This is a genomic window from Streptomyces caniferus (genome assembly GCF_009811555.1).
GTDB classification, from domain to species: Bacteria; Actinomycetota; Actinomycetes; order Streptomycetales; family Streptomycetaceae; genus Streptomyces; species Streptomyces caniferus.
In genome coordinates this window covers 539,768-562,655 of sequence record NZ_BLIN01000003.1, presented here as the reverse complement: position 1 = coordinate 562,655, position 22,888 = coordinate 539,768, and the positions used below count along the sequence as shown (strand labels likewise).

15 protein-coding genes and 2 pseudogenes are annotated in these 22,888 nt (G+C 73.5%); 7 read left to right on the top strand and 10 right to left on the bottom strand.

Annotation, left to right across the window (positions count from 1 at the left end):
• The first annotated feature begins 78 nt into the window (after nucleotides 1–78).
• The gene (locus Scani_RS11185) at nucleotides 79–1,584 is read left to right on the top strand and encodes an APC family permease (protein ID WP_159473174.1); all 1,506 of its coding nucleotides are present in this window, start codon (nucleotides 79–81) and stop codon (nucleotides 1,582–1,584) included.
• Nucleotides 1,585–1,791: 207 nt separating this feature from the next.
• A pseudogene (locus Scani_RS11180) lies at nucleotides 1,792–1,962 on the top strand (response regulator transcription factor); the annotation flags it as partial.
• A gap of 448 nt (nucleotides 1,963–2,410) precedes the next feature.
• Here Scani_RS11180 and Scani_RS40790 read toward each other — a convergent pair.
• Nucleotides 2,411–2,644 (bottom strand): annotated as a pseudogene (locus Scani_RS40790) (chaplin); the annotation flags it as partial.
• A gap of 633 nt (nucleotides 2,645–3,277) precedes the next feature.
• Here Scani_RS40790 and Scani_RS11170 point away from each other — a divergent pair.
• Nucleotides 3,278–4,444, top strand: coding sequence for an exonuclease SbcCD subunit D (locus Scani_RS11170; RefSeq protein WP_159473167.1), 1,167 nt, complete (start codon nucleotides 3,278–3,280; stop codon nucleotides 4,442–4,444).
• A complete protein-coding gene (locus tag Scani_RS11165; protein WP_159473164.1) occupies nucleotides 4,441–7,683 on the top strand; it encodes an AAA family ATPase in 3,243 nt (1,080 codons plus the stop codon). The genes Scani_RS11170 and Scani_RS11165 overlap by 4 nt, the downstream gene beginning before the upstream one ends.
• Nucleotides 7,684–7,729: 46 nt before the next feature.
• Here Scani_RS11165 and Scani_RS11160 read toward each other — a convergent pair whose 3' ends face one another.
• On the bottom strand, nucleotides 7,730–8,176 hold the full coding sequence (locus Scani_RS11160; protein ID WP_159473161.1) for an Lrp/AsnC family transcriptional regulator: 447 nt from the start codon (nucleotides 8,174–8,176) through the stop codon (nucleotides 7,730–7,732).
• A 270-nt stretch (nucleotides 8,177–8,446) separates the two neighbouring features.
• On the opposite strand from Scani_RS11160, the gene Scani_RS11155 reads away from it, so the two are divergent.
• The gene (locus Scani_RS11155) at nucleotides 8,447–9,268 is read left to right on the top strand and encodes an SDR family oxidoreductase (protein ID WP_159475743.1); all 822 of its coding nucleotides are present in this window, start codon (nucleotides 8,447–8,449) and stop codon (nucleotides 9,266–9,268) included.
• Here Scani_RS11155 and Scani_RS41945 read toward each other — a convergent pair.
• From Scani_RS41945 to Scani_RS11130, 5 genes are all read right to left on the bottom strand, one after another.
• Nucleotides 9,258–10,709, bottom strand: coding sequence for a GNAT family N-acetyltransferase (locus tag Scani_RS41945; protein ID WP_159473158.1), 1,452 nt, complete (start codon nucleotides 10,707–10,709; stop codon nucleotides 9,258–9,260). The two genes, Scani_RS11155 and Scani_RS41945, sit on opposite strands and share 11 nt — an antisense overlap.
• A 78-nt stretch (nucleotides 10,710–10,787) precedes the next feature.
• On the bottom strand, nucleotides 10,788–12,482 hold the full coding sequence (locus Scani_RS11145; protein ID WP_159473155.1) for a DUF885 domain-containing protein: 1,695 nt from the start codon (nucleotides 12,480–12,482) through the stop codon (nucleotides 10,788–10,790).
• A gap of 159 nt (nucleotides 12,483–12,641) precedes the next feature.
• Nucleotides 12,642–14,036: a GNAT family N-acetyltransferase gene (locus tag Scani_RS11140; RefSeq protein ID WP_159473152.1), complete on the bottom strand. Its 1,395-nt coding sequence runs from the start codon at nucleotides 14,034–14,036 to the stop codon at nucleotides 12,642–12,644.
• An 84-nt stretch (nucleotides 14,037–14,120) separates the two neighbouring features.
• Nucleotides 14,121–15,773, bottom strand: a complete 1,653-nt coding sequence (locus Scani_RS11135) for an alkaline phosphatase D family protein (RefSeq protein WP_159473149.1) — start codon at nucleotides 15,771–15,773, stop codon at nucleotides 14,121–14,123.
• 312 nt (nucleotides 15,774–16,085) lie between these two features.
• The gene (locus Scani_RS11130; protein ID WP_159473146.1) at nucleotides 16,086–16,928 is read right to left on the bottom strand and encodes an alpha/beta fold hydrolase; all 843 of its coding nucleotides are present in this window, start codon (nucleotides 16,926–16,928) and stop codon (nucleotides 16,086–16,088) included.
• 187 nt (nucleotides 16,929–17,115) lie between these two features.
• Here Scani_RS11130 and Scani_RS11125 point away from each other — a divergent pair, with 187 nt between their 5' ends.
• Nucleotides 17,116–18,009: an RNA polymerase sigma-70 factor gene (locus tag Scani_RS11125; RefSeq protein ID WP_159475740.1), complete on the top strand. Its 894-nt coding sequence runs from the start codon at nucleotides 17,116–17,118 to the stop codon at nucleotides 18,007–18,009.
• On the opposite strand, the gene Scani_RS11120 is transcribed toward Scani_RS11125, so the two are convergent.
• Nucleotides 17,961–18,626 (bottom strand): aspartate/glutamate racemase family protein, encoded by a 666-nt coding sequence (locus Scani_RS11120; protein ID WP_159473143.1) that lies wholly within the window; start codon nucleotides 18,624–18,626, stop codon nucleotides 17,961–17,963. The genes Scani_RS11125 and Scani_RS11120 overlap by 49 nt on opposite strands.
• Nucleotides 18,627–18,897: 271 nt before the next feature.
• Between Scani_RS11120 and Scani_RS11115 the strand changes: the two genes are divergently transcribed.
• The gene (locus Scani_RS11115) at nucleotides 18,898–19,644 is read left to right on the top strand and encodes a GntR family transcriptional regulator (RefSeq protein WP_159473140.1); all 747 of its coding nucleotides are present in this window, start codon (nucleotides 18,898–18,900) and stop codon (nucleotides 19,642–19,644) included.
• A gap of 155 nt (nucleotides 19,645–19,799) precedes the next feature.
• Here the strand turns inward: Scani_RS11115 and Scani_RS11110 are convergent, their stop codons facing one another.
• Both Scani_RS11110 and Scani_RS11105 read right to left on the bottom strand, forming a co-directional pair.
• Nucleotides 19,800–20,987: an ROK family transcriptional regulator gene (locus tag Scani_RS11110; RefSeq protein WP_159473137.1), complete on the bottom strand. Its 1,188-nt coding sequence runs from the start codon at nucleotides 20,985–20,987 to the stop codon at nucleotides 19,800–19,802.
• Between the two features lie 169 nt (nucleotides 20,988–21,156).
• On the bottom strand, nucleotides 21,157–22,857 hold the full coding sequence (locus tag Scani_RS11105; RefSeq protein ID WP_159473134.1) for a CocE/NonD family hydrolase: 1,701 nt from the start codon (nucleotides 22,855–22,857) through the stop codon (nucleotides 21,157–21,159).
• Nucleotides 22,858–22,888 lie beyond the last annotated feature (31 nt).

Sequence of the window (22,888 nt, the reverse complement as noted above, 5' to 3'; positions counted from 1 at the left end):
CGCCGATCGTGTCAGCCTGTGGCGCGGCGGGAACGGGTCGCGAGAAACGTGTGCGTGCCGGCACGGGAAAGGGCCTCTATGCCTGAACTCCTCGATGAGCGCGTGGGATTCGTCCGGCGGATCGGCCTGTTCCAGGCCACCGCCATCAACATGAGTCAGATGTGTGGCATCGGCCCCTTCGTGACCATCCCGCTCATGGTCGCCGCGTTCGGCGGGCCGCAGGCCGTGACCGGGTTCCTGGCGGGTGCGGTCCTTGCGCTCGCGGACGGGCTGGTCTGGGCCGAGCTGGGTGCGTCGCTGCCCGGTGCGGGCGGCAGCTACGTCTATCTGCGGCAGGCGTTCCAGTACCGCACCGGCAAGCTGATGCCGTTTCTGTTCGTCTGGACCGCCATGCTGTTCATCCCCCTGGGGATGTCGACCGGCGTGATCGGCTTCGTGCAGTACCTCGGCTACCTGTGGCCGGGCATGAGTCCGGGACAGGGCGACCTCGTCGGCCTCGTCGTCACGGTCGGCATCATCGCGCTGCTGTGGCGGCGGGTGGAGAACATCGCCAAGCTCACCGTCGTCCTCTGGACGGTGATGATCACCTCCGTCGTCCTGGTCATCGTCGCGGCCTTCACCCACTTCAGCCCCCAGCGTGCCTTCACCTACCCCGCCCATGCCTTCGAGCTGACGGCAAGCCACTTCTGGATCGGCTTCGCGGCCGGCCTGACGATCGGCATCTACGACTACCTCGGCTACAACACCATCGCGTACATGGGCGCCGAGATCAGACAGCCCGGGCGCACCATCCCCCGCGCCGTCATCACCTCGATCCTCGGGATCATGACGATCTATCTGCTGCTGCAGATCGGCACCCTGGGCATCGTGGACTGGAAGGACATGCTCGACCCGCACTCCACGGCATCCTCCTCCGTCGCCTCCGCCGTACTGGAGAAGGCCTGGGGCGAGAGCGCCGCCGGCACCGTGACCGTGCTCATCCTCATCACCGCCGTGGCCTCCGTCTTCACCGGCCTCCTCGGCGGCTCCCGCGTCCCCTACGACGCCGCCCGCGACCGGGTCTTCTTCCGCCCGTACGGCAAGCTCCACCCTCGTCACCGCTTCCCCGTGCTGGGCCTGCTGACCATGGGGGCCGTGATGGCCGTGGGTTTCCTCATCGGTCGGCACACCGACCTGGCCACCATCATCCAATTGCTCACCACCGTCATGGTGATCGTGCAGTCGCTGGCCCAGATCGCCGCGGTGACCGTGCTGCGCCGTCGCCAGCCGGGGCTGCGCCGCCCGTACCGCATGTGGCTCTATCCGCTGCCGAGCGTGGTGGGGCTGATCGGCTGGCTGGTGATCTACGGCTACGCGGACACCAACTCGCCCGGCAGGCACCCCATCGAATGGTCGCTGGCATGGGTCGGAGCGGGTGTCGTGGCCTTCCTCGCATGGGCCCGTCACGAGAAGGAGTGGCCGTTCGGTCCGAAGCGGATCAGCGAGGAGTATCTGCACGGTGCGGACCCGGACACCGAGCGGCCCGGCGGAGCCACGACGGAGAAGGGCGCCGAGGGCACGGTGGGAGCCGCGGAGGGCAGCTGACGCCGCCGGCACGGTGCGCGTGACCGCAACTTTGTGCACGGCCCCTTCCGCCGTGGACCGCCGGCCTTCCCGCGCAGTGTCACTCACCGGCGATCGCCGCCAGCAGGTCGGTACGGGCCGCCCGGCGGGCCGGCCCTATCGCGGCCAGCACGGCCGCCAGAGCGATGGTGGAACCGGCCGAGGGCATCGACGTGGTCGCCGAGGCGAGCGACGGTGGTGCGGGCCGTGGCGAGAGGGCTGTCGAACGCCGAGATCGGGCGTGAACTGGCCATGGGCGAAGGGACGGTGAAGGCTCATGTCAGCCGTGCGCTCGCCAAGCTGGGTCTGTCCAACCGGGTGCAGATGGCCCTGCTGGTCCGTGACGCGGGCATGAAGTAGTGCTCGCGGGGATCCGAGCGGGAAGTGGTGGCAGGGCCGGCCCCGCCGGGCCCAGGGGCGAGGGCCGCGAAAGGCGGGGGATGACCGGGTGCCGAGGGGAAAGGCGTGCGGTGGCAGGGGCCGAACGGAGCGCGCAGGTGCGCGAGCAGCAGGAAGCCCGGGGCCGGGACGTCTCTTCCGATGAAGGTGGAAGGGCTGTCGGTGGAAACGGCCCGGCCTCGGGCGTGGTGCTGCGGGTCGGCAGCGGCCGTCCCGGGCGGTGGCCTGGTGGGCCCCGCCCGGGACGGTTCCTGTGCTAGTGGATGCTGCCGGCCAGGCCGCCGCCGCCGGTGTGGATGCCGCCGGCCGGACGGTGGTGCTTGTGGTGCTTCTTCTTGTGGTGCTTGACCACGTGCTTGACGACGTGCTTGACCACCTTGTGGCGGACAATCACCCGGCGCTCGAGGCCGTTGATGCAGGTGTTGCCGAAGGCCGGGTTCAGCAGCCCCACGACGTTAATGGTGTTGCCACACACGTTGACCGGAATGTGGATCGGGACCTGAATCGCATTGCCCGACACCACTCCGGGTGAGTTGGCCGCACCGCCGGCCGCGCCACTGTCGGCGTAGGCTGCCGAAACGCCACCCAGGGCAGTACTTGCCGCAAGAGCGGCCAGAGCAGCCACCCGCGTGATCCGTGACATAACAATCTCCCGATCGATCTAAGCGGCTCACTGCCGCTTCCTGTACTTCCCTTCGGTTCGTGCGGCCCGAGACTGAGGTTTTTTCCGAAGGTTTCACACTTTCAGGGCATAAATCTGTTTTGATGCCATTTGCTCGCTACGGGCCAACGCCGAACACGTCCCTCGCGCCTCATCCGTGGCCATGTGCCACGTGCCGGAGATCACGGGCCGGATCGGCCCGGGCTCGTCGGCACCCGGGTCCCTGAGGCCCGGTCAGGACGATGTGCTGACGATATGCAGACCCGGGGAGAACGCTCACAAGATGTGCAGCCATTCGGGAAATCGCCGGGGGCGGCGCACTGTATGACCCTCGTTCCTCCGGTACTTCGGCGCAGGCTCTGGTCCTCGTGCGTACTTTCGATGCCCGCCTCTGCTCGGTTCCGGCTCACGTGTCCCGGGTAGCCCGTGCGCTGTGGTGACGCGTCGGCCGGCCCGCGCCGCCCCTCGGATCACGGCTCCCGTCGACCGTCATGTGACGCCAGATGTGGGTGCGAGAATGGGGCCCGTGATGGACGGGGTGCTTGCCGCAGCCGATGCCGGCCGCGCCGACTCGTGGCCTACGGAGGGGAAGAAGATGCAGGTCGGAGTCGCTACGTGAGATTTCTGCACACCTCCGACTGGCATCTGGGGCGGTCCTTCCACCGGGTGAGCCTGCTCTCCGCGCAGCGGGCGTTTCTCGATCATCTGGTCGAGACGGTGCGGGAGCGGGACATCGATGCGGTGCTGGTCGCCGGTGACGTCTACGACCGTGCCGTGCCGCCGCTCGCCGCGGTCGAGCTCTTCGACGACGCCCTGCACCGGCTCGCCGCGCTCGGCGTCCCGACCGTGATGATCTCCGGCAACCATGACTCCGCCCGCCGGCTGGGTGTCGGTGCCGGGCTGATGGAGCAGGCCGGCATCCATCTCCGCACCGACCCGGCCGGCTGCGGCACACCCGTGCTGCTCTCCGACGCCCATGGCCCGGTGGCGCTCTACGGACTGCCGTATCTCGAACCCGCGATGGTGCGCGACACTCTCGGCGCGCGGCGGGCCGACCATGCGGAGGTGCTGGGCGCGGCGATGGACCGGGTGCGGGCCGATCTCGTCGGCCGGCCCGCGGGGACCCGTTCCGTGGTGCTGGCGCATGCCTTCGTCACCGGCGGCGCGGTCAGCGACAGCGAGCGCGATATCACCGTCGGCGGGGTCGCCTCCGTCCCCGTGGCCGTGTTCGACGGGGTGGACTACGTCGCCCTCGGCCATCTGCACGGCTGCCAGACCCTCACCGAACGGGTCCGCTACTCGGGCTCGCCGCTCGCCTACTCCTTCTCGGAGGCCGGGCACCGCAAGTCGTCATGGATCGTCGAGCTCGACGCGGACGGCGCCGTGCAGGCCGAGCGGGTGGACTGCCCGGTGCCGCGGCCGCTGGCCCGGGTCCGGGGGCCGCTGGAGCAGTTGCTGGAGGAACCGGAGCAGGCCCGGCACGAGGAGTCCTGGGTCGAGGCGACGCTCACCGACACCGTCCGCCCGCACGAGCCCATGGCCCGGCTCGCCCGGCGCTTCCCGCACATCGTCAGCCTCGTCTTCGATCCCGACGAGGGACCCGCCCGCTCGCTCGCCTCGTACGCGCAGCGGCTGCGCGGGCGCAGCGACCAGGAGATCGCCGAGGACTTCGTGGAACACGTACGCTCCGGCCGGGCGGCCGATGAGCAGGAGCGGGGCGAACTGCGCTCGGCGATCGACGAGGTACGCGTCGACGACATGGCGGCAGAGGTGGCGCGTTGAGGCTGCACCGGCTCACCCTCACCGCCTTCGGACCCTTCGGCGGCACCCAGACCATCGACTTCGACCGGCTGTCGCGGGACGGACTGTTCCTGCTGCACGGCCCGACCGGCGCGGGGAAGACCTCGGTCCTGGACGCGGTGTGCTTTGCGCTGTACGGGTCGGTGCCCGGGGCGCGGCAGAGCGGGCAGGCCCTGCGCAGTGATCTGGCCGACCCGCTGACCCTCACCGAGGTCGTCCTCGAACTGACCGTGGCGGAACGGCGGTTGGAGATCACGCGGCTCCCCGAGCAGCCGCGCCCCAAGAAGCGGGGCAGCGGCACGACGAGGGAGAAGGCGCAGAGCAGGCTGCGGGAATTCGTGCCGGCGGGGGCGGACGCCGGGGGAGCGGCGGACGGCGACGGGCCCGCGGACGGCGCGGGCGGTCACTGGAAGGCGCTGAGCCGTTCGCACCAGGAGATCGGTGAGGAGATCGGCCAGCTGCTCGGGATGAGCAAGGAGCAGTTCTGCCAGGTGGTGCTGCTGCCGCAGGGCGACTTCGCGCGCTTCCTGCGGGCCGACGCGGAAGCCCGGTCCCGGCTGCTGGGGCGGCTCTTCGACACCCGGCGCTTCGCGGCCCTCGAAGAGCAGTTGAACGCGCGCCGCAAGGCCGCCGCGGACACGGTCACGGCAGGTGACGAACGGCTGCTGGCGCTGGCACACCGGATGGCGCAGGCGGCCGGGGAGAGCGCTGATCTCGACGATCCGTCGGTTCCGGCGCCGGAACGGGCTGCCGGGCAGACGACCTCGGGCGCACCGGCACGCGGCCGCGGCCGGGCATCGGCCACGACGGCCGGGGCGGGCGCGACGGCCACGCGGGCGACCGTACCGGGGCAGGCCGGGCCCGCGGAGGGCGGCGGTCGTGGTGGGCCGGTCCGTACCGCGGCCGGGGAGGCCCCGGCCGTACCGGGACCCGGTGAGCCGGGATTCGCGGAAGCGGTGCTGGTCAGGGCCGCCGTCGCCCGAGTGGGCGCACGGGAGCGGCTGGCCGTCGCCCATGCCGCGGAGCGCGCCGCCGAGGTCGCGGAGCAGCAGGCGGCCCGGCGGTGGGAAGAGACCCGTGAGTGTCACCGGCTCCAGCAGCGCTACGCGGACGCCCGGCAACGGGCCGCCCGGCTCGATGCCGGTGCCGAGGAGCGGGAACGCACCCGCGAGCGGCTGGAGCGGGCTCGTGCGGCCGCTGAGGTCGCGCCCGCGCTCGCCCTGCGCGACGCCGCCTGGCACGAACTGGACTCCGCCCAGCGGGCCGAGCGGCAGAGCAGAAGCCCGCTGCCGTCCGGCCTCACCGATGCCGAGAGCGATCAGCTCGCCTCGATGGAACGCCGGTTGCGGGAGGACCTGGGCTCGCTCGGGGCGGCCCGGCGGGCCGAGCGGCGGGCCGCCGACATCGGCCGGGAGCGGACCGCCCTCGACCGCGAGGCGCGCGCCGACGAGCGGACGCTGCTGGAGGCCGCCGAGTGGCTCGCCGGGTGGGGTGAGGCCCAGCGCGCCCATCGGCAGCGCATCGAAACGGCGCAGGAGGCCGCCACCCGGGCCGACCAGCTCGGTGCCCGGATCGAACCGGCCGCCGAACGCTGGGAAGCGGCCCGTCGCCGTGACCGTCTCTCCGCCGATGTGCGGACGGCGGAAGCGGAGCTGCTCGCCGCCCGGGAACGGTCCGCGGCCGCCCATGAGCACTGGCTGGATCTCAAGGACCGCAGACTGCGCGGGATCGCCGCCGAACTCGCGGACGGGCTGCGCGACGGGCAGGCGTGCGCGGTGTGCGGCGCGACCGAGCACCCCGCGCCGGCCCGGGCCGGAGCGGGCCATGTCGACCGGACGGCCGAGGAGGCCGCACTGGAGACTCACCGCAGGGCCGAGGAGGCACGGCAGCAGGCGGAGGCCCGCTGCCAGTCCGCCAAGGAGGCGCTGGCCGCCGCTGCCGCCACGGCGGGGGACACGCCGACGGAGGAACTCGCCGCGGAGGTCGAGGAGTTGCGGGCAGACTTCGCCCGGGACCGGGCACTCGGCGCCGACCTCCCCGCCGCCCGCGGGACGCTCGACCGCGCCGAACGGGAGTACGAGCAGCGCCGCGCCGGGCAGCAGCAGGCCGAGCGCCGGGCCGCCGCCCGTACGTCCCACCGCGAGGCGCTGGACCGCGAACGGGCCGCACTGGAAGAGGAGCTGACCCGGGCGCGGGCCGACTGCCCGAGCGTGGCCGACCGGGCCGCGCGCCTGGAACGGCAGGTCGCCCTGCTCGCCGCGGCGGCGGAGGCGGCCCGTACGGCCGACGGCTGTGCCCAGCGCCTCAAGGACGCCGACGCCGGGCTGTCCGATGCCGCCTACCGTGCCGGATTCGACACCCCGCAGGCCGCCGCCGAGGCCCTGCTGCGGGACGACGCATGGCGCGCACTGCAGCAGCGGCTCGACGACTGGCAGGCCGAATCGGCCGCCGTGGAGGCGGAGTTGGCCGACCCCGAGGCCTCCGCCGCCGCGGCGCTGCCGCCCGCGGACCCGGCTGCCGCCCAGACCGCGCACCAGGCCGCGGCAGCGCGGCTGCGTACCGCCGCGGCCACCCACGCCGCAGCCCGGGAACGCTGCGCCGAACTCGACCGGCTCTCCGCCCGCGCTGAGGCCGACGCCCGCGCACTGGCCCCCTTGCGCGCCGCCTACGACCGCATCGCCCGCCTCGCCGCGCTCGCCTCCGGCACGTCCGCGGAGAACGAGCGGCGGATGCGGCTGGAGTCGTATGTGCTCGCCGCCCGGCTCGAACAGGTGGCGGCCGCCGCCACGGCCCGGCTGCACCGGATGTCCGCCGGCCGCTACACCCTGGTCCACTCCGACGAACGGGCCGGCGGCGCCCGGCGCTCCGGCCTCGGTCTGCATGTCATCGACGCCTGGACCGGCCACGAACGGGACACCTCCAGCCTGTCCGGCGGCGAGACCTTCTTCGCCTCGCTCGCGCTGGCGCTCGGCCTCGCCGATGTCGTCACCGACGAGGCGGGCGGCACCCGGCTGGACACCCTCTTCATCGACGAGGGGTTCGGCAGTCTGGACGAACAGACCCTGGACGAGGTGCTGGACGTCCTGGACTCACTGCGCGAACGCGACCGCAGCGTCGGCATCGTCAGCCATGTCGCCGACCTCAAGGCACGGATCCCCGCGCAGCTGGAGGTCGTCAAGGACCGCTCGGGATCCACGGTCCGGCACCGCGTACGGGGCTGAGTCCGCCGCGTGAGACGTCAGGGGCTCGCCGGCCACCGGCCGCCGGTCACCGGCTGACGGCGCGGCGGGCCAGCGGGGAGGAGTAGACGACGCTGGTGGTGACCGCGCCCAGTGCGCCGATCCGGCCGGACACCTCCTCCAGATGCCTCATCGACCGGGCGGCGACCTTGATGACGAAGCAGTCGTCGCCCGTGACGTGGTGCGCCTCCAGGATCTCCGGCGTCGTCTCCAGCAGGTCGTGGAACGGCTCGTCGTTTCCGTTCGGGTAGCGCAGCCGGACGAAGGCCAGCACCGGCAGCCCGAGGCGCTCCGGATCGATCACCGCCGCATAGCCCGAGATCACCCCGGCGTCCTCCAGCCGGCGGACGCGTTCGGTGACCGCGCTGGCGGACATCTCCACGGCGCGGGCCAGCTCGGCGTAGCCCGCGCGGCCGTTGTGCTGCAGGACGTCGAGGATGCGCCAGTCGGTGGCGTCGGGGGAATAACCGGTCATTGGCGCTGTCTAGCAGGGGAATCACCGGCAGAGCAAGGGTTTCGCCGTTGATCATCACTGTGCGGGCCGGAAACGGGCCATCGACCGGGCCCGCCCGGACCACCGGGCCGGGGAGAGGAGAGGGCCGAGGTTCCCCGAACCCCGGCCCTTGTGCCGGCGGGGCGAGGGCGCCACCGCGGAAAACCGGGTGACATCGCCGCCGGGCGACCGCCAGCCTGCTGTGCCATGACCTACGACACCAGCCGTCCCGAGCAGAGCCCCCGCCCCGCCATGGACGCCGACGTGCCGCGCCGCGACCCGCTGCCGCTCCTCGGGCGTACCGCACTGGTCACCGGAGCGAGCCGGCGCCGCGGTATCGGCTACGCCGTCGCCCGGCGGCTGGCCGCGTACGGCGCCGGCGTCTATCTGCACCACCATGTCCCGCACGACGCCCGGCAGCCCTGGGGAGCGGACCCGGGCGGCCCGGACGCGGTCGCCGCCGGGGTACGTGAACTCGCCGCCCCGGGAGCGGTGGTGGCCCAGGGGCCCGCCGATCTGGCACGGCCGGATGCCCCCGCCCGTCTCCTGGACACCGCGGCCGAGGCGCTCGGCGGCAGACTGGACATCCTCGTCGCCAACCACGCCCTCAGCGGCAGCGACGGCCCCCTGGACGCCCTCGACGCGGCGATGCTCGACGCCCATTGGGCGGTCGACGCCCGCTCGGTGATCCTCCTCGCCCAGGCCTACGCGCGCCGGCGCACCAAAGGGCTGCCGGGCGGCAGGATCGTACTGATGACCTCCGGACAGGACCTGGGCGACGGGATGCCGGAGGAGATCGCCTACGGTCTGGCGAAAGGGGCACTGGCCTCGGCGACCCGCAGCCTCGCCACCACCTTCGCCGACCTCGGGGTGACCGTGAACGCCGTCAACCCGGGCCCCGTGGACACCGGTTACGCGGTCGGCGCCCTGCGCGAGCAGGTCGCCGGGCGTTTTCCCGGCGGGCAGTGGGGCACGCCCGACGACCCGGCCCGGCTGATCGCCTGGCTCACGACCGACGAGGCGGCCTGGATCACCGGGGAGGTCATCAACTCCGAGGGCGGCTTCAGGCGTTGACGCCGACCCCGGCTGCCGCCGCGCCGTCGATCTCGTAGGCGCGCAGCCCCTCGCGCTCCCCGACGAACCGGAATCCCGCCCGCTGCAGCACCCGTTGGGAGGCCACGTTCTCCGGCTCCGTCAGGGCGCACACCGTCCGCACCTCGGGGCGGGCGGCCGCCCAGCCGGCGAGCAGCCGGGTCGCGTCGGTCGCCCAGCCGGCGCCGCGCGCGGACGGGGAGAGGTCGTAGCCGATCTCCACGAAGCCCTCGGCATCCGGTGGGCCGTGGAAGCCGATGCTGCCGAGCGCCGTCCCCGTGGCCGCGTCGGTCAGGACGAAGACGCCCCAGCCGGGCCGGTAGTGGCCGGCCGCGGCCGCCCGTACGGCGATACCGGCGCCGCCCGAGGTGGACTCGGGCGGTGTGCCGTCGATCCAGTCGAAGCCCGCGGACTCGCCGTCCGCGACCCGGGCGGCGGTGGCCGGCAGCAGCGCGCGCAGCGCCACCCGGCCGGCCGTGAGCGCCAGCGGGTAGCCCGCCCCCGCGGTGACCAGCGCCTCGAACAGCGGCCGGTGGTCCGTCCCCGCGGGCAGACCGCTGACCTGCCCGTCGCCGACCTCCACCACCCGCCACACGCCGTCGGTGCGCAGCGCCAGGTCCGTGGTGACGAAGCGCAGGCCCAGCTCCCGTACCGCGGGTGCCACCCGGGTCAGGTCGGGGGCCGGGCGCAGCGCCGGGGTATCGGGGTGCGGTCCGGTCAGCACCGGCTCGCCGTCCACCCACCACACCCGGGCCTCGCCCACCGTGTCGAAGGACTCGAAGGCACGCAGCACCACGCCACCGGTCAGGAACTCCTCCTGGAGGGCGACGAAGCGGCCGACGACCGCGGTCAGCCGCTCGGTGTCGTCCGCGTCCGGGACGTAGGCGGCCTCGTCCCATTCGTGCTTACGGGACTTGACCCAGTCCTTCACGACCAGCGGACGGGCCCGGCCCGGCGTGCCGAGCGCTCCGGCGAGCTCCGCCAGCGCCGCCCGCTCCGGGGCCCGGCCGGGCGGGCAGGGGAGCCAGACGCTGTCCGGGGTGAGCGCACGGAAGGTGTCGTACCAGCCCGGGAGCTCATGGGCACACCGGTAGGCGGCGGGGGAGGTCAGCAGGCGGCAGCCGCGGTCGGCGAGCGCCGCGGACAGGCCGGCATAACGGTCCGCGGGCAGCATCCAGCCGCGGTACCAGACCGGACCGGCCTCGCGCGGGACCCGTGCCACCGCCGCTTCCGCGTCCCCGGCGATCAGTGCCTCGTGGTCGAGCACCGCGGTCGCCGCGCCGGCCGACTGCGCCGCGGCGGCCTCGGCCGCGAAGTGCGGATCGGCCGCCGGCCCCCGGCCGCGAGATGCCCCCGGCCGGGGACGCAGCGGGTCGCCGGGGAGCAGAAGGAGCGGCCGGTCCACCGCGAGGTCCACTGTCATGTCAGCGGACCCTACGGACGGTGGTGGCCGGCCACAACACCCCGTGGAGCGGCCGGCCACCGTGCACCCGGGCCGTGCTCAGAGCGCCGACAGCTCGCTGAGCAGGTCGTCCAGGCCCAGCGAGCCCTGCGACAGCGCAGCCATGTGCCAGGCCTTGAGGTCGAAGTCCGCGCCGTGCCGGGCGCGGGCCGCCTCCCGGCCCGCCAGCCACACCCGCTCGCCGAGCTTGTAGCCGATCGCCTGGCCGGCCATGCCCTGATAGCGGATGATCTCGCTCTCGACGAAGTCGGCCGGACGGCTGCTGTGCTGGGCGAAGAACGCGTGCGCCAGCTGTGGCGTCCAGCGCTCGCCCGGGTGGAAGGGGGAGTCCGCCGGGATCTCCAGCTCCAGGTGCATCCCGATGTCGATGATGACCCGGACCGCCCGCATCATCTGCGCGTCGAGATATCCCAGGCGCCGTTCGGCGTTGGTCAGGAAGCCCAGCTCGTCCATGAGCCGTTCGGCGTACAGCGCCCAGCCCTCGGCGTTCGCGCTGACGATGCCCACCGTCGTCTGGTAGCGCGAGAGCGAGTCGGCGACATGCACCCACTGCGCCAGCTGGAGGTGATGGCCGGGCACCCCCTCGTGGTACCAGGTGGAGACCAGGTCGTACGCCGGGAAGCGGGTCTCGCCCATGGTCGGCAGCCAGGTCCGGCCCGGACGGGAGAAGTCCAGCGACGGCTGGGTGTAGTACGGGGCGGCCGCGCCGCCGGGCGGGGCGATCCGCGACTCGACCCGGCGAACCCGCTCCGCCAGCTCGAAGTGGGTGCCGTCGAGCCCCTCGATGGCCTCGTCCATGAGCGACTGGAGCCACGCCCGGGTCTCCTCGACGCCCTCGACGGCCTCGCCGTGCTCATCGCACCAGGCCAGCGCCTCCCACGGGGTCTTCGCGCCGGGCAGGACCTTCTCGGCCTCGGTCGCCATCTCGGCCAGCAGCCGGTGGAACTCGGACCAGCCGTACGCGTACGCCTCTTCCGGGTCGAGGTCGGCGCCGTTGAAGTAGCGGGCGAGGCGGGCGTATCGCTCCCGGCCCACCACGTCCGGGGCGCCCTCGACGGCCGGCGCGTAGCTGTCACGGAACCAGTCGCGCAGCTCCACCAGGGCACCGGTCGCCACCTGGGCGGCCTCGGTCAGCTCGGCGCGCAGGGCGTCCGGGCCCGCGTCCGTGAACTCGGCGAACCAGCCGCGGTCGGTACCGATCCATTCGTCCAACTGGCCGATGACCGTGCGGACCTGGGTCGGTCCGGCGGGCAGATCGCGCTTCAGACCGGCGTCCAGGGCGGCGCGGTAGCCCTCCAGCGCGGCGGGCACGGCCCGCAGCCGCTGGGCGATCGCCGCCCAGTCCGCGTCGGTCTCGGCCGGGGTGACCGTGAAGACCTCACGGACGTGGTGCAGCGGCGAGCTGAGGTTGCTGACCGTGCGCAGGCCCTCGCCCGCCTCGTGGACCGCCAGCTCGGCGGTCAGCCGCTCGCGCAGCAGCCGCGCGCAGATCTGCTCGGCGGTGTGCTCGGCGCCCGGCCGGGACTCGGCCTCGGTGAGTTTCTCCAGCGTCGTCCGGGCGAGCTGGGCCACCGCTTCCTGGCCCGTCGGTGAGAAGTCGGGGAGCTTGCCGGAGCTCTCGGCGATGCCGAGGAAGGTGCCGGTGATCGGGTCCAGGTCGACGAGGGCGTCGACATAGGCATCGGCGACCTGGCGGGGCAGCGGACCGCCCCCGGAAGTAGTGGTGTGGGACATACGGCCATCCTCGTACGGATGGCCCCGCCGCGTCACCATCATGAGGCGGTACGTTCCTGTCGCTTGACGCCGTTCCTGCCTGCGCGCGGCGGCGCCGGCCGGGCGTCGGTCCGCCCGGCCGGCGGCTCGGGTGCTCGGTGGCGCACCGCGGGGCGGTGCTCAGCGGCGTCCCGTGCCGTCCTGGATCCGTACGCTCTCCCGGGTCTCCCGCCGGGTGGGCACCCCCGCGGGGCGGGTGGTGATCACCAGCGTGCCTTCCTCGATCTGGTAGTCGAGCGGTAGTCCGAGGCCGCGCATCGCCGCCACCATGCCGGTGTTGGAGGCCTGGGTGATCGCGTAGACGCTCTCGCAGCCGGTCTCGGCCGCCATGGTCACCAGCCGGCGCAGCAGTTCGGCGCCGATGCCGCGCTGCTGCCAGGCGTCCTCGACCAGCAGGGCGACCTCGGTCTCGTCGCCGTCCCACAGCAGATGGCCGAGCGCCACCAGCCGGCCGGAGGCGGTCTCCACCGCCAGGGTGCGGCCGAACCGCGGGCTGAGCAGATGGCCGAGATAGCGGTCCGCGTCACCGACCGGGCCGTGGTAGCGCAGCCCCAGGGTCTTCGAGGAGCAGCGGTCGTGCATCTCGCGGGCCGCGGCCAGATCGGAGGTGTCGGCGCGGCGGACCGTGATCTCGTTGCCCTCGGGCAGCGTCAGCACATCACGTCGCGGGGGCACCCGCTGGCCGAGTCTGGCGTCCAGGTCGACCAGGGCGCGTACCCGGGCGAACTCGGTCGGGGTGAACGGCAATTGCGGCCTTTCGATGGTGAGCGAGCCCCCGGAGGGGTCGCGGAACTTCATGAGGTGTTCCTCCAGTACGCCTTCCGTGGGCACCTGCTCCGCGAGCGGCTGACCGTGCAGCGAGCGGGCGGGGACCGAATGGATCGTGCAGCGCCCCAGCAACTGGCGCAGTGCCAGGGGGAGTTCGGCCGAGTCCAGCGCGGTGCGGGTCGCCAGGCCCAGCATCCGGGTCGGCGCATCGACGAGGTCGTGCGCATCGGCGCGCTCCAGCCAGCTGCGTGCGCCGCCCGCACCGGCCACCGTACGGGTCAGCTCTTCGGGTGTCAGCGCCTCCGGGGCGCGCAGCAGGAACTCGTCGACCGCGCCGTCGGACAGCGGGTGGGTCTGCAGGCTCAGGATGTCCACCCGTCGCGCGGCCAGCGCCGTGCACAGCGCGGCCAGGCTGCCGGGCTGGTCCCGGACCGTGGTGCGCATCCGCCACAGCACCGTCTCCTGTCCGGCGGCCCCGGGGGCCCGGCCGGACGGGGACGCCGCCGTGGCGCCGGTATCGGTCGGCGGCGGGGCGTTTTCGTGGCGTCGTGACCAGATGTGGAAGCCGGCCGCGGCCAGGAGGGCCACCGCGGCGGAGCAGAACAGGACGGGGCCCGACGGGGCGTGCGTGAGGGTGTGGGCGAGGACGTCGGCCACCGCCACGGCGCCGAGGAGGGCGGCCAGCTCGATGATGTCCCGCCGCCAGTGATGGCGGCGGGTGGAACGGGCAGAGGATGCTTCAGTCATGCACACAAGCCTGGCGTACAGGTGTTGCCTGATCGCCAACACATTGTGTCCGACGGGTAAAAGACGCAATCGACGCATTGGCCTCTACTGTCCTACCTGTCCCGGTTGCAGCACCTTGCTGAACAACACCTCGCCGCCTTCCTGACGCAGCCGCACCGTCATCTCGCCGCTTCCCCCGTCGATGTCGATCTCGCCGAAGTACTGCGGACTCTCCGCGGGAGAGGTGTTGGCGCGGTCCGGCGCCTTGATGAACGGCTGCTCGGGCCCGAACGTTCCATCCAGCTTCAACGCCTGGAATCCGCCCGCGTTCAGCGGCCCCGACACGAACTCCCAGAACGGCGCGAAGTCCTTGAACGCGGCCCGCTCCGGCGCGTAGTGCTGCGCCGCGGTGTAGTGGACGTCCGTCGTCAGCCATACGGTGCCGGTCACCCGGTCGTGCTTGATGTGCCGCAGCAGCTCGGCCAACTGCAGTTCGCGCCCCAGGGGGGCGCCCGGATCGCCCTGCGCCACCGCCTCGAAGTCGGTCTTGCCGTCCGGGACGACCAGACCCAGCGGCATATCGGAGGCGATCACCTTCCACACCGCCTGAGAGCGGGACAGCTCCCGCTTGAGCCAGCGCAGCTGCTCGGCCCCGAGGATGCCCTGCGGGTCGTCGGTCTGCCGGCCGGGAGAATTGGCGTTGCGGTAGCGGCGCATGTCCAGGACGAACACATCGAGCAGCGGGCCGTGAGAGACCACGCGATAGACCCGGCCGCCCCGGTCGGGCCGCAGCGTACGGATCGGGAAGTACTCGCTGAACGCGCGCAGCGAGCGCGCGGACAGCACGTCCGTCTCCTTCACCGTGTACCGGTCGTCGTCGAGCAGTTGGCCCGGGTACCAGTTGTTGTGCACCTCGTGGTCGTCCCACTGCGTGATCGTCGGCACCTGCGCGTTGAAGCGGCGCAGATTGTCGTCCAGCAGGTTGTAGCGGAACGCGCCGCGGAACTCCGCCAGCGTCTCGGCGACCTTCGACTTCTCCTCGGTCGTCACGTTCCGCCAGATCCGGCCGTCCGGCAGTGTCACCCGCTCGGGGATCGGGCTGTCGGCGTAGATGTTGTCGCCGCTGCACAGGAAGAAGTCCGGGTCGCGCCGCCGCATGTCCTCGTAGATGCGGTAGCCGCCGCGTTCCGGGTTGATCCCCCAGCCCTGCCCGGCCAGATCGCCCGACCAGTGGAAGCGGACGCCTTCCTGCGGTCCGGTGCCGGCTCGGCCAAGAGCTCCCCCGGACTCCCCCTGGGCAGACCCCCACCGCGAGGTGTCTTTCGGACGGCGGCGCGTGGGCGCCGTGCGGAAGGTGCCGGTGACCGGCTCGCCGGTGCGCCGGGGATCGTCCGGGTCCGCGAGCACCACCCGGTAGTGGATCTGCTCACCGGACGGCAGACCGTGCAGCGAGGTCACGCCGGTGAGGTCCGTCCCCGCCCCGAGCACCGGCCCGTGCCAGGTACGGGCGTTGCGGAACGACTCGGTCGCCGCGGTCTGCACCGTCATCCGGGCAGGCCGGTCGGACCGCACCCACACCAGACCCGAGGACGTGGTCACATCCCCGACCTGCACGCCCCAGTCGGCGCCCGGCCGCCCGCCGCGGGCCTGCGCCGGCGCGGCACAGGAGATTGCGGGCAGCGCCAGTGCCGCCGAGCCGGCCGCCGCGCCCTGCAGCAGCGACCGCCGTCCGAAGCCGCCGCCGGATCCCTGCGCCATCTCCAACCTCCATGCCTCGACCGACTTCACTGCCGACTCGTTCGTATCGCTGTCCGGTGCCGCGCAGCCGAACGGACGGTGAACAGCGGCCCGTTCGCGTTCTCCGGTGCGCCCTTCGGCCGGATGGTCACCGGCCCAGCGGTCCACCGGACCCGGGCCATCGTCGCAAGACCACCGGCCGATCGCCAGGATGCCGCCGGGACGTTTACGGCTCCGGTACGCGCCGCCGCGACGGCCGCCCCGGGGAGAGGGACACCGCGGGCCGCCCCACCGTGCCCCGTCCCGCCCCGGACGGTTCTTTGCGGACACGCCCTAGGAAGCGCCCCGGCCGACGGTGTCGAGGATGACCCGTGCCACCAGCGCCGGATCGTCGTGCATCGGCACGTGCCCGCAGCCCGGCAGCCGTACGAGCCGCGCGCCCGGAATCGTGTGCTTGGCGCGCACGCCCTGGCGGGGGAGCAGCAGCCGGTCCCGGCTGCCCCAGCCGATCGTCACCGGGACGTCCGGCACATCGGCCGTGAACCGCACCTCCCGCCCGGCCGCCAGCGTCGGGACGAAACCGGGCCCCTCGCGCAGCGCCCGGGTCTCCGCCACGACGGCCGCGGCCGAACGACGGCCGGGGTGGGCGTAGATGGTGCCGGTCAGCGAGGCCCGGCCGAGTGCGGACCGGGCCAGGGTCTCCACCACCGGCTGGGGCAGCGCCTGCGCCCCGGCGTACATGCCGCGCAGCACACCGAAGGCGTACCGCCGCTCCGCCGGAGTCCAGAAGCCCGCGGGCGAGAGCGCGGTGACCGACCGGACGGCCCGCTCCCGGCCCAGCTCCAGGGCGAGCAGCCCGCCCAGCGAGTTCCCCACCACATGCGGGCGGTCGGCGCCGAGCTCCTCGAACGCCGCGATGAGCAGCGGGACCACCGACGACAGCTCGTAGGAGGAACCGCCGGGCAGCGCGGGGGAGGCGCCGAAGCCCGGCAGATCGAGGGCGATGACCTCGTGGGACGCGGCCAGGATGTCGCACACCGGGCGCCAGGCCTGGAGGTGGTGGCCTATGCCGTGCAGCAGGACGACGGGATCGCCCGCGCCCTTGCGCTCATAGGCGACCGTGAACGGCGGCCGGTCCGCGGGGGTGACGCGGGCGTAGGAGACCGGGGTGGCCATCAGAACTCCTCGGGGGTGCGGTGCTTGCGGTGGTGCCGGGCGTGGGCTGACACGATGCCAGGTGGGACTACTGAGCGGTATGGGGCAGCCGGGGCGAGCAGGGGAGGTGTCCCACGCCACGCACCCGCTTCGCCGCACCGCGCGGATTCCGCTGGACAAGGCGGAGGCGGACCGGTGGGATGGAGGGGTGCTGAGCGACTCCGCGACCGACCTCACCGATGTCTTCCAGGAACACCGCCCCGTGCTGTTCGGGGTGGCCTACCGGATGCTCGGCCGGGTGGCCGACGCCGAGGACGTGGTGCAGGACGCCTGGCTGCGCTGGTCGGGGGCGGACCGGGCGGAGGTGCGCGAGCCGCGCGCCTTCCTCGTACGGATCACCACCCGGCTGGCCATCGACCGGCTGCGCCAGGTCCAGTCGCGCCGCGAGTCCTATGTGGGCCCCTGGCTGCCGGAGCCGCTGGCCACCGACATCGGCGGCACCGCCCCGGACACCGCGGACCGCGCGGTGTTCCACGAATCCGTCACCCTCGCCGTGCTCGTCGTCCTGGAGTCGCTCTCCCCGCTGGAACGCGCCGTGTTCGTGCTGCGGGAGGCCTTCGGCTATCCGTATGCGGAGATCGCCGCAGCCCTCGACCGCAGTGAGGCCGCCATACGCCAACTGGCGGGCCGCGCCCGGCGGCACGTCGAGGAGGGCAGGCCCCGCTACGAGGTCGACCAGGACCGGCAGCGCGAGCTGACCGAGCGGTTCCTGGCCGCGGCGGCCGGCGACGATCTGGCGGGCCTGCTGGACCTCCTGGCGGCCGACGCGCGGCTGGTCGGGGACAGCGGAGGCAAGGCCAAGGCCCCGCTGCGGATCATCGAGTCCGCGGACAAGGTCGCCCGCTTCCTCGTCGGTGTCGCCCCGTCCGCGCCGCCCGGTACGGAGGTCACCTTCCTCGAACTCAACGGCCGGATCGCACTGTTGACGCACCAGGGCGGCGTCCCGGACACCGTCATCCAGCTCGGTGTCCGGGACGGCAGGATCCAGACGGTCTACGTCGTCCGCAATCCGGACAAGCTGGTATCGCTCGCGGCCGCCTGAGCGGCGGCCCGCAGCCCGGTCCGCGGGCCGGTCAGCACCGGCACGCCGAGGTCGAGCCCCTCGGCCGCCGGTGCCATGGAGGCCTGCGCCAGGACGATCACATCGGCGTCCCCGATCTCCCGCGCCGCGGCCGCGACCGCCGTCAGGCAGCCGTCGTGGTCGCCCGCCTCGAAACGCTCCCAGGCACCGGGCACCAGCACGGTACGGACCGCGACCGTGCGGCCGGCCCGGTGGGCCTCCTGCTCGATCAGGTCCTCCGTGGGGATGCGGGTGCTCTCCACGGTGACGAGGACGGCGATGCGCGGCCCGGCGGCCACGGCGGCCGCGGCCATCGGGCGGTCCACCCGCAGGACGGGGAGGCCCAGCGCCGCACCGGCCGCCTCGGCGACCGAACCGATCGTCGAGCACGTGCACAGCGCGGCCCGCGCCCCGTTGCGGGCCGCTTCCGCGAGCTCGGCGGCGAGATCCTCCGCCACGGCGTCGGGCCCCTGCGCCCTTGCCCGGTCCAGGAGTTCGGGACGTACGAGGTGATGCATCGCCAGGCCGGGGGCCTCCTCGTCGCGCAGCGCGTCGAAGACCGGGATGTGCAGGGGAGAGGTGTGCAGCAGGGCGAGCATGCCGGTGACTGTAGCGAGCGGCGCGGCGAACGGCATGGGCGGGGCGCGCCGTGCGGGCGGTCGCCGGAACCCAAAGGGATGCCGGATTGGTCTTGACCAAGGGTGGGGGCGGCCATATCGTCGGGATACTGCAACAACCTTTAATAAAGAAGCGCTCGATAAGGCAGGCTCGTCATCGAGCGCGCAGGCGGGCCCGCCAAGGCAGAGCCTTGTGCGGGGGCCCGAGCCCCATGGGGGCGCAGCCCCGGTAACGGCCAATGCGGAGGACAGGGTGGGGACCACGCAGCTCGAAACGGTGCCGGAGCCGAAGTACTGGCACCTCAAGACCGTGCTCAGCGATGCGCTGGACTCGGAGTTCGCGGTCGGCGAGATTCTGCCCAACGAGCGTGATCTGGCGGCCCGTTTCGGCGTCGCCCGGGCCACGCTGCGGCAGGCGCTCGAACAGCTGGAGCTGGAAGGCAGACTCCAGCGCCGCCGCGGTGTCGGCACCACGGTCGCACCGCCGCGGGTCGGCGTGGCCGTCGACCCCGTCCGTCACACCTGGCCCGGCGCCGCCGGTGACGACTGGCAGCCGGTCGACGCCGTCGAGAGCGACGCGGTGCCCGCCGCGGTGGCCGGTCTGCTGGCGACGGCGCCCGGCGACCCGGTGCACGTCGTGCGCCGCAGCCGGGTCACGCACGGCCGGCCCGTCGCGACCGAGCTGCTGTATGTCCCCGCGGCCGCGGTACCGGGCTGGGCGCCGGCCGCCTCGCTCAGCGCCCCGGCCCGGGCCCGCGCGGTGCTCCATGAGCTGCAGACGCTGGAGCTGGACGGCCAGGACCGTACCGTCGAGCTCGGCTCGGCCCGTGCGGAGGACGCCAGGGAACTGGACCGGCTGCCCGGCGCGCCCGTCCTGGTGGTCACCACCCGCTATGTCTCCGGGGGCCGTACGGCTGCCGTGGCGGTCTCCACCTACCGTGCGGACACCTGCCGTCTGACCTTCGGCGAGAGCGACGCGGTCGCCCTGCTCGCGGGCTGAGGCGCCCGACCTCAGAGGCGCCCGGGCCCGCACCGGAGAGCGTTCCGGTGGGGGCCCGTTCTCGTGCGGGTGCAGGCCGGGCGGCGGTCCGTCCCGGCCGGCTGGTCGGCCGGTAGGGACCGGTGGCTCGGCGTCCTTCCGTCCCGGCCGTCGGTTCAGCGCCGGCCGGTCACCGCCTCCGGGCTCGTGCCGCGGCCCGTCACCGTGCTCTCCACCGCGAAGAGCTCGCCCTCGACATGATCGAGCGCGAGCCGCAGCGCCCCGGTGGCGACCGCCGCCTCGCCCAGCTGGGACAGGGCGACCTGCGGCGGGCGCAGACAGTAGCGCGCCAACTCCCGGCGCAGCGGCTCCAGTACGCCGTCCAGCCCGGCCGCCCAGCCGCCGATCACCACCAGCTCCGGGTCGAGTGCCAGCACCAGCGCCGCGACATCGTGCACCAGCCGCCGGACGAACCGGTCGACCGCGTCGCGTGCCTGTGCGTCGCCCTCCCGCGCCGCGGCGAAGACGGCCGCTACCTGCGCCTCGTCCAGGGGGTGCAGCGGCTCGCCGGTCGTCGACAGCAGCTTCTCCGGTGTCGCCTCGCGGCCGAGCAGATGCAGGGCGCCGATCTCCCCGGCGGCCCCGCCGAAGCCCCGGTGCAGGCGGCCGCCGATCAGCGAGCCGGCGCCCGGGCTGAGCCCCGCCAGCACGAAAACGATGTCATCGGAGGCGGTGGCGGCGCCCTGCCAGTGCTCGGCCACCGCGGCGGCGTTCGCGTCGTTCTCGACCAGCACCGGGCAGCGGAACGACCGCCGCAGCCGCTCGCCCAGCGGCAGACCCGTCCAGCCCGGCAGCGCCGTGCTCAGCCGTACGGTGCCGTCCGCCTCCACGATGCCGGGACCGGCCACCCCGACGGCCCGCAGCGAACTGCGGGGCACGCCCGTACGGCGCAGCAGATCGGCCACCACGGTGCGGACCCGCTCCAGCCGCTCGTCGGCCGGTGCCGCCTCCTCCACGGGGCGGTGCGCGGTGTCCAGCACCTGGCCGCTCAGATCGGACAGCAGGGCCGCGACGCGGTGCGGGCCGATCTCGATGCCCAGCAGATGGCCGGCCTCCGTACGGAACCGGAACCGGCGGGCCGGCCGTCCCTGGCGGCGCGTCCCGCCCTCCTCGGCGGCCGCCTCCACCACCAGACCGGTTTCGATCAGGCCCTCGACCACGCCCTCGACGGTCGGCCGGGACAGGCCCGTCACCTGGACGAGATGGGTGAGCGTGGGGGAGTCGGCGGCGCGCAACGCATGCAGCACCACAGCGGAGTTGATCCGTCGCAGCAGAGAGGGGTCCCCGCCGGTGAGCCGCCCCAACGTTCGTCTCCCTCGCTTTGCGTGTGTGGCGGATCGTAGCCGGTCGCCGGGTGGGCGGCGAGCCCCACAGGGGCGGCCCAGGAGCCCGCCCCGGCGCGAACCCGCGGCGGAGGAACGGTACGGACGCCGCCCTCGCCGCCGCGGGACGGCGAGGGCGCCGGTGGCCCGGTCAGTGTGCGGGGCCGGTGCCCGCGGGCTCCTCTTCCGCGACGGGAAGGACCAGTCGGGACGGGTGGTGGAGCGCGACCTCGGACGGCAGGAGCCGGGTGGCCGTCGCGGGCGGCTCGCCGGTGCCGGTGTGGCGGGCGAAGCGGGGGTGGGCGCCGCCGCTGACCTGGAGACGGATCCGGTGTCCCGCGGGGAAGCGGTGGGCGGTGGAACTCATCGCCACCGTGACCGCCGCCGGGGCGGCTTCGGTGGTGTCCGTGGGTGCGACGGGCCGCAGTCGTCGCAGCCCGTCGCAGACGTTGGTCGAGCGGCCCCGGTCGTCGACGTCGCAGAGCCGGGCGAAGACATCGGCATGGCCGGTGTCCGTGGTGACCCGCAGTTCCACACGGACCGGTCCGAGGACGTCGACCGGCTCGGTGAGCGGCGCGGTGGTGAAGGTCAGCACGTCGTCCCTGGCCTCCAGAGCGGTGTTGTCCTGATACCCGGCCTTGCCGGACAGCAGGGGACCGCCGACCGAGGGGGTCGGGTCGGCCGGGTCGTAACGGAAGGACCCGGCCGCCGACGTGTTCTCCGGTATCCGGGTGCGCAGGGTGCCGTCGCCGTCGAGGTACCAGTGCCGGCCCGTCGTTGCCGGGGGCCAGTCGGGAAGGTCCTGCCACGCCTGCCGGCCGCCCACGTGGACGCGTGCCCTCGTCCTGCGCAGGCCGGACGGGTCGTCGCACAGGTGGGCCCGCAGCCAGGCGAGGCTCTCGGCGAAGACCTCGGGCCAGCCCTCTTGCAGTGCGGAGTGGTGCGTCCAGGGGCCGACGAGCAGAGCGGCGTCGCAGCCGGCCCGCCGCAGTCTGCCGTACTGCTGGAGGGTCTGGTCCAGGCCCACGTCGTGCCAGCCGGTGACCAGGCAGGTCGGCACGGTCTGGCGTTCGGCCGCGACCCCCATGTCCACCCCCTGCCAGTGGGCGTCCTCCGGGTCGGGGTGCGCCAACGCGTCCTCCAGGAACGGCACCCGGCCGCCGAGACCGGGTACGTACGCCTCGCCGAGCGGCAGGTTCCGCTGGATCTTCGGCAGGTGGCGCTGCAGCCGCAGGGATCCCCGCAGCAGGTTCCGCGTGCCCCGGTGCTGGCTCGTCAGGCCCATGGTGCTGGTGAGGGTGTTCTCCAGGGCGAGCGCGCCCGCGGGGTAGAAGTAGCGGTGCATGTCGTGCAGGCCGACGTGGACCACCATCGCGCGCAGCTCCGGCGGCGGCTCCAGGGCGAGTGCCCACTGGACGTAGCCGAGGTAGCTGGCGCCGATCGTCCCCAACGCACCGGTGAACCAGGGCTGTTCCCGCAGCCAGTCGACGGTGGCCCGGCCGTCGGCGGCCTCGTGGCGCCACAGGTCGAACGCGCCGCCGGACCCTCCGGTGCCGCGGCAGCTCTGCAGCACGACGTGGAAGCCCTGTTCGGCGAAGAGCACGCCGTACATCGGCGCCCAGGGGAAGCCCCGGCCGTACGGCGAGCGGACCAGCAGCGTGGGGAAGTCGCCGTCGGCCAGGGGGAAGTAGTGGTCGGTCAGCAGGGTGCTGCCGTCGGCGGCGGGTACCGCGAGACCGGGCTCGTAGGCGATGTCGTGGCGCTTGGGCGGCAGGCCCCGCAGGACGCGTCGCATGGCGCGGGTGGACAGGGGCGGCTTCTTTGCGGACGGGTGGTGCGTCGCCGTCGTCATGGTGCCTCGATTCCTGGAGCGGTCTCCGCGA